Origin of the sequence: Listeria fleischmannii subsp. fleischmannii LU2006-1, assembly GCF_000344175.1 — a bacterium.
GTDB classification, from domain to species: domain Bacteria; phylum Bacillota; class Bacilli; order Lactobacillales; family Listeriaceae; genus Listeria; species Listeria fleischmannii.
The window spans coordinates 26853-37461 of sequence record NZ_ALWW01000029.1; the positions used below are offsets into that span (position 1 = coordinate 26853).

The following is a 10609-nucleotide window of genomic DNA, read 5'->3' on the forward strand; positions in this document are numbered from 1 at the left end:
CTTGATACATAACTTTAAACAGAAGAGAGCATTTGAAATAAACGGATAAAAAACTCGAGAATCATCGAGACTGATCGAGGAGAGGCGGCGTTTTCGTGAGAAATGCGCGAGTGGCTGTTTTTCCGTTTTGAAGAACCGGATAAAGGGAGTGAGAATGTGGATTATGTTATTGAAATGTTAGGAATCAGAAAGGAGTTTTCTGGATTTGTAGCTAACGATAACATTACCTTACAGTTAAAGCAGGGAGAAATTCATGCTTTGTTAGGTGAAAATGGTGCAGGTAAATCAACACTGATGAACGTGCTGTTTGGTTTATATGAACCTGATGGCGGCGAAATTCGTGTGAGAGGTCAAAAAGAAGATATTCACAGTCCAAACAAAGCAAACGACCTTGGAATCGGGATGGTTCATCAACATTTTATGTTAGTGGACAAATTTACAGTAGCAGAAAATATTATTTTAGGAAAAGAACCAAATCGATTTGGCGTTATTGAAAAAAAGAAGGCGATTCAAGAAATTCAAGAAATTTCTGATCGTTACGGCCTTCGAGTGGATCCTCATGCTGTTGTAAGAGATATCTCAATTGGTATGCAGCAACGTGTTGAAATTTTAAAAACACTCTACCGCGGAGCCGATATTTTAATTTTTGATGAACCAACTGCTGTTCTTACACCACAAGAAATTAAAGAGCTTATTCAAATTATGCGGGCATTAATTAAAGAAGGTAAATCCATTATTTTAATTACTCATAAGCTAAAAGAGATTATGGATGTGTGTGATCGTGTAACGGTCATTCGGCGCGGGAAGGGTATGGGCACAGTTAATGTACCTGAAACGAATCCACAAGAGCTTGCTAATATGATGGTCGGTCGCGAAGTTGTCTTTACAACAGAGAAAAAACCAGCTACACCTGGCGCTGACGTTTTAGAAGTAAAAGATTTAGTTGTTAAGGAAGCACGAGGCGTAGAAAGTGTACGCGGGCTAAATTTAACGGTGCGCGCTGGTGAAATTGTCGGAATTGCTGGAGTAGATGGAAATGGGCAAAGTGAACTTATCCAAGCAATTAGCGGACTTACTAAAGTGGCAGCAGGCACCATTAAATTAAACGGCCATTATATCGAAAATATGAAACCTCGTAAAATCACAGAATCAGGACTAGGTCATATTCCTGAGGATCGTCATAAACATGGACTTGTGCTTGAAATGAGCTTAGGTGAAAATATCGCTTTGCAAACGTATTATAAAAAACCTATTTCGAAAAAAGGCTTTTTAAACCATAAAGCAATGTATGACTTCGCTAGAGAGCTTATTGAAGAGTACGATGTTCGGGCTAGTAGCGAGTTTGTCGCTGCAAAAGCACTTTCTGGTGGAAATCAGCAAAAGGCGATTATTGCGCGCGAAGTAAGTAGAGATCCAGACTTTCTTATTGCGGCCCAACCAACACGTGGGCTTGATGTTGGAGCCATTGAATTTATTCATCGCAGATTAATTGAGCAACGGGATAAAGGGAAGGCTGTCCTTCTAATGTCTTTTGAGTTAGATGAAATCATGAATGTAAGCGACCGAATCGCCGTGATTTATGAAGGGAAGATAGTCGCAATTGTGAAGCCAGAAGAGACAACCGAACAAGAACTGGGTCTTTTAATGGCTGGCTCGAAAGCAGGAACGGAGGCGAAAACTCATGAGTAAGGTGCAAAAAGTGTTAAATTCACTTATCGTCCCTGTAACGGCTGTTATTCTAGGTCTATTATTTGGTGCTGTCATCATGCTTATCTTCGGTTATGACCCAATCGCTGGTTATTCTGCTTTAATTGAGGGTGTAGTTGGTCAACCGTACTATATCGGCGAAACAATTCGTCAAGCAACACCCTATATTTTAGTCGGACTTTCCGTCGCTGTTGCGTTTAAAGCAGGACTTTTCAATATTGGTGCAGAAGGGCAAATGCTAATGGGGTGGTTAGGATCGATTATTGTTGCGCTACAATTTGATGGCCTTTCAAAATGGATTCACTTGCCACTTGCGATTTTGGCCGGTATTCTATTCGGTGCGCTTTGGGCATTTATTCCAGGTATTTTAAAGGCAACTTTACGTGTTAATGAAGTTATTGTAACGATTATGCTTAACTATACAGCACTTTATATTTTTAATTATGTCGTTCAAAACATTTTGACAGATGGACTCGATAAAACAAAAACAATTGGAGCATCTGCTTCGCTACAATCTGATTTCTTACAAAATATTACCCAATATTCTACACTTCACTGGGGAATTTTAATTGCGCTTGGATTTGCTCTTATTATTTGGCTAATGCTAAATAAAACAACATTTGGTTATGAAATTGAGGCAGTTGGATTTAATGAAAATGCTTCTCAATATGCAGGTATGAGCGTAAAGAAAACGATTATCATGTCTATGGTTATTGCGGGGGGCCTTGCTGGTCTTGGTGGTGTCATGGAAGGACTTGGAACTTACGGAAATGCTTATGTACTAAGTTCCTCGCCTGGAATTGGCTTTGACGGAATTGCAGTAGCTTTACTTGGCGGTAGTTCCCCAATTGGAATAATCTTTTCGGCCTTGCTATTTGGGGCTCTTAAAATCGGTGCTCTCAATATGCCAGCAGTCGCAGGTGTTCCAAATGAATTAGTAAATGTCATCATCGCCCTTATCATTTTCTTTGTAGCATCAAGTTATATTATTCGTTGGACGATGGCGAAATTTAAGAAAGGGGCGAAAGCAGAATGACTGCAATTTTAGCTACGATAGTTTCTAGTACGTTACTCATGGCTGGACCATTAATTTTTACAGCACTTGGCGGCGTTTATTCTGAACGAGGCGGTGTGGTTAATATTGGGTTAGAAGGTATGATGGTTATGGGTGCATTCTCAGCAATCGTCTTCAACCTTACGTTTCAAAACGTCTTTGGTGCTTTAACCCCTTGGATATCTCTAATTGCGGCTATGCTAGTTGGTGGGATTTTTTCCCTCGTACATGCTGTTGCGACCATTAATTTCCGTGCTGATCACGTTATTTCAGGTGTTGCAATTAACTTTCTTGCAACTGGTTTGTCTCTTTTCCTTGTAAAAGTTATTTATGACAAAGGGCAAACGGATCAAATTTCGTATTATTTCGGAAAACCAGATATACCAGTCTTAAAAGATATACCTTTTATTGGTGAAATTTTCTTTACAAATGTACCTATTATGAGTTATGTGGCGATTTTATTTGCGATACTCTCTTGGTTCATTATTTATAAAACGCGTTTTGGTCTTCGTCTTCGTTCGGTTGGGGAACATCCGCTTGCCGCTGATACGATGGGAATTAAAGTGCGCTTTATGCGTTACCAAGGTGTTATAATTTCCGGGATTTTAGGTGGATTAGGTGGCGCTGTTTACGCCCAGTCTTTTACACTAGATTTCGGTCATGCTACGATTTCTGGACAAGGGTATATGGCTCTTGCCGCTATGATTTTCGGTAAATGGAATCCACTTGGCGCAATGGGGGCTGCCATTTTCTTTGGTTTCGCACAATGTCTTGCCATTACAGGTGGTTCACTTCCATTCTTCAAAGAAATTCCAGATATTTACTTACAAATTGCGCCTTATGTATTGACGATTTTAGCGCTCGTCGGCTTCATCGGGAAAGCGGAAGCGCCAAAAGCGGATGGTGTCAATTATATCAAAGGAAAATAATTTTTGTCGCTAGAGCCTTCACACTTGGTGTGGAGGCTTTTAAAATTGTACTTCATCGGGAGTTACGCTAAAATGAAGGATAGGAAATACGGAAGGAGCATCAACATGGATTATTATCAAGAAAAAATAGGGAATTTACATACGACTTTTATAGAAACTAAAAAATTTAAATCTAATCGAATTGTGTTTAAATTTCGTGCACCGCTAACCCGTGAGACACTGACAAAAAGAGCGCTACTCGCGATGATGTTTGAAACGAATAACGCTCACTATAAAACGCAAACCGATTTTAGACGCCGACTCGCTTATTTATATGGGGCAAATTTCTTTACTTCTGTAGAGAAAAAGGGAAATGAGCACATCATAACCGCTGTTTTTGACATGGTAGATGCCAAACTTGTGCCCGAATCTGAACAGCTTTTAGCGGATGCGTTCGACTTTTTAAACGATGTGTTTTTTGCCCCAAATGTGTCGGAACAAGCTTTTGATGAGGAAACATTTGCGCGCGAAAAAGTAAATTTGAAAAGCCGATTGGAAAGTATTTATGATGATAAAATTCGCTATGCCAATGTTCGCTTAATTGAAGAAATGTTTGCAGGAGATGTTTTTGCGTATCCTGCGTCCGGCATAATTTCAGATATTGAAGGAGTTACAGCCCAAGATCTCTACAGCTATTACGAGGAGTTTTTGCAAAATGACATCATCGAGCTCTTTATTTGTGGGAATATGAAACCGAGTGAAGTAGCTCCTTTTGTGAGGAAACTAAGATTCAGTGACCGTGAAATGAGAGAACTTGCGGCCTGGCCGAACCAAGAGAAAAAAGAAGAGCGTTTTGTAACCGAAAACCAAGCAATCAACCAAGCAAAACTCGTATTAGGTTACCAAACGGGCGTTTACTTCGGCGATACCGATTTTGTTCCCTTGCAACTTGCTAACGGCCTTTTAGGGGGTTATGCAAATTCCAAAATTTTTATTAATGTTCGTGAAAAAGCAAGCTTAGCCTACTATGCATCTAGCCGATTAGATACATTTAAAGGCTTTATGATTATTTCAGCTGGTATTGATGAAAAAAATCGTGAAGAAGCCATTAAGATTATTAAAGAACAAATTAAAGCCATGAAAGCAGGCGACTTTACAGAGGATGAGCTTGCCCAAACAAAAGAAATGTACGTAAACCAATTGCTTGAAACAAGCGACGGAGCGCAAGGTCTAATTGAATTAGCTTATAATAATGTTCTTAAAAATAGTGATTTAACACTGGATAATTGGATTCGTAAAATTAAAGCGACAACCAAGGAAGAAGTAGTGACAGCTATACAAAAAATACATGCTGATACGGTTTACTTCTTAGCGAAAGGTGAGTGATATAGATGGAAAAAATAGAATTTAAGCAAGTAAATGAAACCGTGTACCAAGAACGATTAGAAAATGGTTTACGCGTATTTTTACTACCAAAAAAAGGATTTAGTAAAACTTTTGCTATTTTCACAACAAATTACGGTTCTATCGACAATACCTTTGTGCCACTTGGCGAAACAGAAATGACACACGTTCCGGACGGGATTGCTCATTTTTTAGAACATAAAATGTTTGAAAAGGAAGATGGCGATGTCTTTTTTAAATTTGGTGAAAAAGGGGCGTTTACGAATGCTTTTACGTCCTTTACAAGAACAGCCTATCTATTTTCCGGGACATCTCATATTCCAGAAAATCTTGAAACGTTACTCGATTTTGTCCAAGAACCTTATTTTACAAAAGAAACGGTTGAAAAAGAAAAAGGGATTATCGGGCAAGAAATTCGTATGTATGAGGATGATGCTGATTTTCGCGCTTATTTTGGTGTAATCGAAAATATGTATAAAGACCATCCTGTTAAAATTGATATTGCAGGAACTGTAGAATCCATTTCTGAAATTGATAAAGATTTGCTTTATCTCTGCTACCATACATTTTACCATCCAAGTAACATGGTCTTATTTGTTGTAGGCCAGTTAGATCCTGAAACAACCATGGCGGATATTCGTGCTAATCAAAGCAAAAAAACATTTGAAAAACCGAAAGAAATAAAACGCGCATTTCCAAATGAACAAGAAGAAGTGGCAATAAAAACACGCGAAGTGAAGTTTCCAATACAAATTCCTAAAGTTTTAGTGGGTATCAAGGAAAATATTGGATTATTACGCGGATTTGATGCGGTAAAACATGAGATGACAGCAGATATTGCACTTGAAATTTTATTTGGCACGACTTCGGACAATTATTTAACCTTCTACAACGAAGGGATTATTGATGATACATTTGGTTTTGATTATTCCTTGCAAGATAGTTTTTCATTTGTCATTATTGGCGGCGACTCAGTTAAACCAGATGTGCAGTCTGAAGCAATTCAAAACGCGATTTTGAAAAGTGCTGAAGTTGGAATTTCAAATGAGGAATTGGAACTTGTGAAGCGCAAAAAAATGGGACAATTTTTACGTTCCCTGAATTCTCCAGAGTTTATCGCCAATCAATTTAGTCAATATATTTTAGAAGATGCCTCTTTATTTGATATTCCAAAGGCTACTCAGCAGATAACAAAAGAGGATGTTGATAGGTTTATTAAGTCTCTTGCAAAGGATGATAAAATCACAACTTTCAAGCTTCTACCTGAAGAAAACTAAAGAAAAGTATAAAAATTTAAGTTTTTATGAGCAAACTCAGAGAAAAAATGGTATTATAAACGAAGTCATGCTATTATGAAATTAATGGGTTTTCAAGGAGAATTTAAAATTGAGGCAAACAAAAAGATATGCTTTTGTAACAGGAGCAAGTGGTGAAATCGGTGGTGCAATTGCAAGACGACTTGCCCAAGACGGATTTCATCTTTATCTCCATTATTATAAGAACACAAGTCGTATTTTAGAATTAACGGAAGAACTCAAAGTTTTTAATATTGATGTATTTCTAGTTCAAGCCGATTTTAGAAATTCTGAAAATTTGATGCGGATTACAAAAGAAATTTTTCAACTGGATGTATTTGTCCATGCTGCGGGTGAGTCTGAATATACACTTTTTATGGATAGTTCAGATCAGTCTTTAGAGCATCTTTATCAAATTCATGTTGAAATGCCACTTCGTTTGGTTCGCACTTTTTTGCCGAAAATTCAAAAGAGTGAGCATGGCAGAATTCTTTTTATAAGTTCCATTTGGGGAGAAATTGGAGCAGCAATGGAAGTCATTTATTCAACAATGAAAGGAGCGCAACTTGCTTTTGTAAAAGCACTAAGTAAAGAAGTTGCGTATAGTGGAACAACTGTAAATGCGATTACGCCTGGTGCTGTTGATACAGCCATGTTGGACCGCTTTACAGAGTGCGAAAAGTTGGACTTAGAAAATGAGATACCGCTTGGACGCCTTGCTAAACCAATCGATGTTGCGAATGCCGCTTCTTATTTGCTGAGTGAGAAAAGTGATTATATTACAGGACAAGCTCTTGGAGTTAATGGTGGCTGGAACATGTAATAATAAATTTTGATTTAATTAATGGTAGGTGTTTGATATTGACTGAATTAGGCGACAAACTGAAAACTGCAAGAAGAAGAAAAAGGACTACAGTTTAGATGATTTACAACAAAATTACTAAAATTCAAAAAAGGTAATTTAGTCGCAATTGAAGAAGGAAATTATTCGGTAATGCCCGGTAAATTTTATACACGAGCATTTATTAAGCAATATGCGGAAGCTGTCGATTTGGATAGTGCAGAATTGTTTACGGAATTTGAATCGGAAGTTCCTTATTCGCAACAAGAAGTTGTAAACCAAGAACAGAGTAGGGCACACAAAAAGGCAACACCACTTACAACACATTCTGTTGGTGGGGCTACCTCTACGCGAAATCGTTTTTTTGATATTTTACCCAAAGTATTAATTGCGCTCTTTATTGTATTTATTCTTTTCATTATTTGGTACTTTGTATTTGCAAATAAATCGGATGATGAAGTGACATCAACAAACGATAATCAAACGGTTAAAGTGCAAGATGATACTGGCTCGTCAACGAAAAAATCCGATGATAATCAACAAACAGCTAAGAAAGACGAGAAAAGAAAAATCCTCTGATACTAAAGAGAAAAAAGAAGAACCTAAAAAAGAAGACAAGCAGCTTGCGATTACTAAAGGTGAAACACAAGGAAATGCAACGAGCTACACGGTAACAAATACCGATAAGCTTTCTATCCAAATTGCTGCATCTGGTGGGGACACATGGATTGGCGTTTCAACAGAATCTGGAGCGAATATCTATAACGGTATTGTAAAAGATGGTGAAACAAGCGAGGCCATTGATGCAGGTGAAAATAAAACCATTTCAATCGTGGTTGGAAATGCACCGGTCACAACTGTAAAAGTAAATGGAAAAGCATTAGAACTTGCACCGACTTTAGTTAAACAAGTTCTTACAGTTTCGCTTGAAGATAGTAGTAGCGATGCTGAAACATCAGATAGTTCAGCTACAAATCAGTAGTATAAAAGTGAGTATAGGTGATAAATAAGCCTATACTTTCTTTTCATATAGAATTTGTGATGGGGGAGAAAACAATGAATTTACCAAATAAACTAACGGTAGCACGAATTATTTTAATTCCAATTTTTGTGGTTATCTGTGTGGTACCTTTTTCATGGGGAAATGTGGAGTGGCTTGACTCAACAATACCAGTAACAAGTTTAGTTGCCACAATTATTTTTATTGTCGCAGCTTTAACAGATTGGTTTGATGGTCATCTAGCGCGCAAATATAATCTAATTACTAATTTTGGGAAATTTGCAGATCCAATGGCGGATAAATTGCTTGTTGCAGCGGCATTTATTATTCTAGTTGAAATGAATATTGCGCCAGCGTGGATTGTCATTTTAATCATCAGCCGAGAGCTTGCGGTGACTGGACTACGTTTATTACTTGTTGAAGGCGGCGAAGTCTTGGCAGCCGGACAACTCGGGAAAATCAAAACGTTTACCCAAATGATTGCTATTCCACTTATGTTCTTACATAATTTTCCATTTGCTTGGACGGGCATTCGTGTGGATTTGATTTTTCTATACGTCTGTGCATTTTTCGCTGTTTGGTCGGGAATCGACTATTTTTATAAAAACCGCGGAGTCTTTAAAGGTTCGATGTAAAAAACTGAAATACTTCAGTCGAATAAATTTTCGGTGAAGTATTTCGTTTTTTTATTTTGTATAAAGGGAGTGTTCATATGGTACGTGCAGAAATCATTGCGGTCGGAACAGAAATTTTACTGGGTCAAATTGTCAACTCAAACGCCGCTTTTTTATCCAAAGAATTAGCGGCTCTTGGCATTTTTGTTTATCATCATACAGTCGTCGGGGATAATCCTGAGCGTCTAAGCGAAGTTATTACAACGGCGGAAAAGCGTAGTGATCTTTTAATTTTCACAGGAGGTCTTGGCCCAACTCAAGATGATATTACAAAACAAGTGGTGGCGAATCATCTTCATAAAAATTTAGTGGAAGATACTTTTCATTTGGATAAAATAACCCAGTATTTTGCAGGAAGTAAACGTGTTATGACAGAGAATAATAAGCTTCAAGCGTTAGTCATCGAAAATTCAACGGTGCTCCAAAATGATTTTGGCTTTGCTGCCGGGATGTTTTTCACACTTTCCGAAAGAAGTTATATGCTACTTCCAGGGCCGCCTTCTGAAATGAAACCGATGTTTACGAATTATGCGAAACCGCTAATTCAAAACGCTACGGGTGGCGAAGTTCATTTGGAATCTAAAATCATGCATTTTTTTGGTATTGGCGAATCAAGACTAGCATCTGATTTAGAGGATTTAATTACACATCAAACCAACCCGACTATTGCCACATATGCTTCTGATAATGAAGTTGAAATACGCATCACGGCATCAGCAAGCACAAAAGAAGAAGCTGAAAACTTACTTTCTCAAACAGAAGAGGAGATTTTAAAACGTGATGGAGAATTTTTATATGGCTATGGGGACGAATCGCTTGCTGATGTGGTTATTAGAAAACTTTTAAAAGGAAAAATCACTATTTCTGCAGCTGAAAGTTTAACTGCCGGATTATTTCAAGCTGAATTAGGAGGCACTACGGGCATTTCAGATATCTTAAAAGGTGGAATGGTCACCTATAGTACAGAAATGAAAAGAGAGGTGCTAGGTGTCTCTCAGCAAGTTATATTAGAGCATGGTGTGGTGAGTTCTGAATGCGCGAGGGAAATGGCCGAAAATATTCGTAAAATCTGCCATACTAAAATGGGAATTAGCTTCACAGGCGTTGCTGGTCCTGGTGGCATGGAGGGACATGTAGCTGGTACTGTTTTTATTGGTTTAAGTGTAGAGGGCTTTGAAACAGAAACGTATTCCTTTGTGTTTGGACGGGATCGAAATCACAACCGAAATCGCGCTGTAAAACAAGGTTTCCAAGTTATTAATCAATTTTTGACAGAAAAAATGGGTTTTTAGCTTAGAGCAAAGCAAAAAAATCTTTATAATAACCTAGAAATGACGCCCAAAAAAGAGTTGGACGTTTGCGTAGCTAAAAGCTATACTAATTATACAAGTCCATCCCTTGTTTTAAAAAATGCGAATAAATGTTCGCTTTTTGCTTGATTATTGAAATGAATTAAGGTATAGTTATTTTAGGAATTTCAGTTAAGCGGAATTTGGATTTAATGAATAATGGAATGAGATATATATAGAGGAGGCAATAATGTGAACGATCGTCAAGCTGCGTTAGACCAAGCACTAAAATCTATTGAAAAACAATTTGGTAAAGGTTCGATTATGAAGTTAGGGGAACATAGCGATCAAAATATATCCACTGTGTCAAGTGGATCGTTAGCCCTTGACATCGCATTGGGGGTAGGTGGGCTATCCTAGAGGTCGAATTATTGAAA

Annotated in this window: 7 protein-coding genes and 3 pseudogenes; all 10 read left to right on the plus strand. The window is 37.8% G+C overall.

Annotation, left to right across the window (positions count from 1 at the left end; genetic code table 11):
- The first annotated feature begins 156 nt into the window (after nucleotides 1–156).
- The gene (locus LFLEISCH_RS09485; RefSeq protein WP_007475846.1) at nucleotides 157–1689 is read left to right on the plus strand and encodes an ABC transporter ATP-binding protein; all 1533 of its coding nucleotides are present in this window, start codon (nucleotides 157–159) and stop codon (nucleotides 1687–1689) included.
- Nucleotides 1682–2743 (plus strand): ABC transporter permease, encoded by a 1062-nt coding sequence (locus LFLEISCH_RS09490; RefSeq protein ID WP_373852517.1) that lies wholly within the window; start codon nucleotides 1682–1684, stop codon nucleotides 2741–2743. Before LFLEISCH_RS09485 ends, LFLEISCH_RS09490 begins: the two co-directional genes overlap by 8 nt.
- Nucleotides 2740–3690, plus strand: coding sequence for an ABC transporter permease (locus tag LFLEISCH_RS09495; RefSeq protein ID WP_007475848.1), 951 nt, complete (start codon nucleotides 2740–2742; stop codon nucleotides 3688–3690). The genes LFLEISCH_RS09490 and LFLEISCH_RS09495 overlap by 4 nt, the downstream gene beginning before the upstream one ends.
- A gap of 105 nt (nucleotides 3691–3795) precedes the next feature.
- A pseudogene (gene yfmF, locus LFLEISCH_RS09500) lies at nucleotides 3796–5080 on the plus strand (EF-P 5-aminopentanol modification-associated protein YfmF).
- Nucleotides 5061–6350 (plus strand): EF-P 5-aminopentanol modification-associated protein YfmH, encoded by a 1290-nt coding sequence (gene yfmH / locus LFLEISCH_RS09505; RefSeq protein ID WP_007475851.1) that lies wholly within the window; start codon nucleotides 5061–5063, stop codon nucleotides 6348–6350. Before yfmF ends, yfmH begins: the two are co-directional and overlap by 20 nt.
- A gap of 109 nt (nucleotides 6351–6459) precedes the next feature.
- Complete coding sequence (gene ymfI, locus LFLEISCH_RS09510) at nucleotides 6460–7191, plus strand: elongation factor P 5-aminopentanone reductase (protein ID WP_007475853.1); 732 nt, start codon at nucleotides 6460–6462, stop codon at nucleotides 7189–7191.
- Nucleotides 7192–7229: 38 nt separating this feature from the next.
- Nucleotides 7230–8191, plus strand: a pseudogene (locus tag LFLEISCH_RS14725) (helix-turn-helix domain-containing protein).
- A 74-nt stretch (nucleotides 8192–8265) separates the two neighbouring features.
- Nucleotides 8266–8844 (plus strand): CDP-diacylglycerol--glycerol-3-phosphate 3-phosphatidyltransferase, encoded by a 579-nt coding sequence (gene pgsA, locus LFLEISCH_RS09525; protein WP_007475855.1) that lies wholly within the window; start codon nucleotides 8266–8268, stop codon nucleotides 8842–8844.
- A gap of 77 nt (nucleotides 8845–8921) precedes the next feature.
- Nucleotides 8922–10175 (plus strand): competence/damage-inducible protein A, encoded by a 1254-nt coding sequence (locus LFLEISCH_RS09530; protein ID WP_007475857.1) that lies wholly within the window; start codon nucleotides 8922–8924, stop codon nucleotides 10173–10175.
- Between the two features lie 249 nt (nucleotides 10176–10424).
- A pseudogene (locus tag LFLEISCH_RS15020) lies at nucleotides 10425–10609 on the plus strand (recombinase RecA); the annotation flags it as partial.

Bases quoted from the DNA above. Each gene is read 5' to 3' on its own strand.
- LFLEISCH_RS09495 (WP_007475848.1), top strand. From the start codon at position 2,740: ATGACTGCAATTTTAGCTACGATAGTTTCTAGTACGTTACTCATGGCT.
- LFLEISCH_RS09530 (WP_007475857.1), top strand. From the start codon at position 8,922: ATGGTACGTGCAGAAATCATTGCGGTCGGAACAGAAATTTTACTGGGT.
- yfmH (WP_007475851.1), top strand. From the start codon at position 5,061: ATGGAAAAAATAGAATTTAAGCAAGTAAATGAAACCGTGTACCAAGAA.
- LFLEISCH_RS09490 (WP_373852517.1), top strand. From the start codon at position 1,682: ATGAGTAAGGTGCAAAAAGTGTTAAATTCACTTATCGTCCCTGTAACG.
- pgsA (WP_007475855.1), top strand. From the start codon at position 8,266: ATGAATTTACCAAATAAACTAACGGTAGCACGAATTATTTTAATTCCA.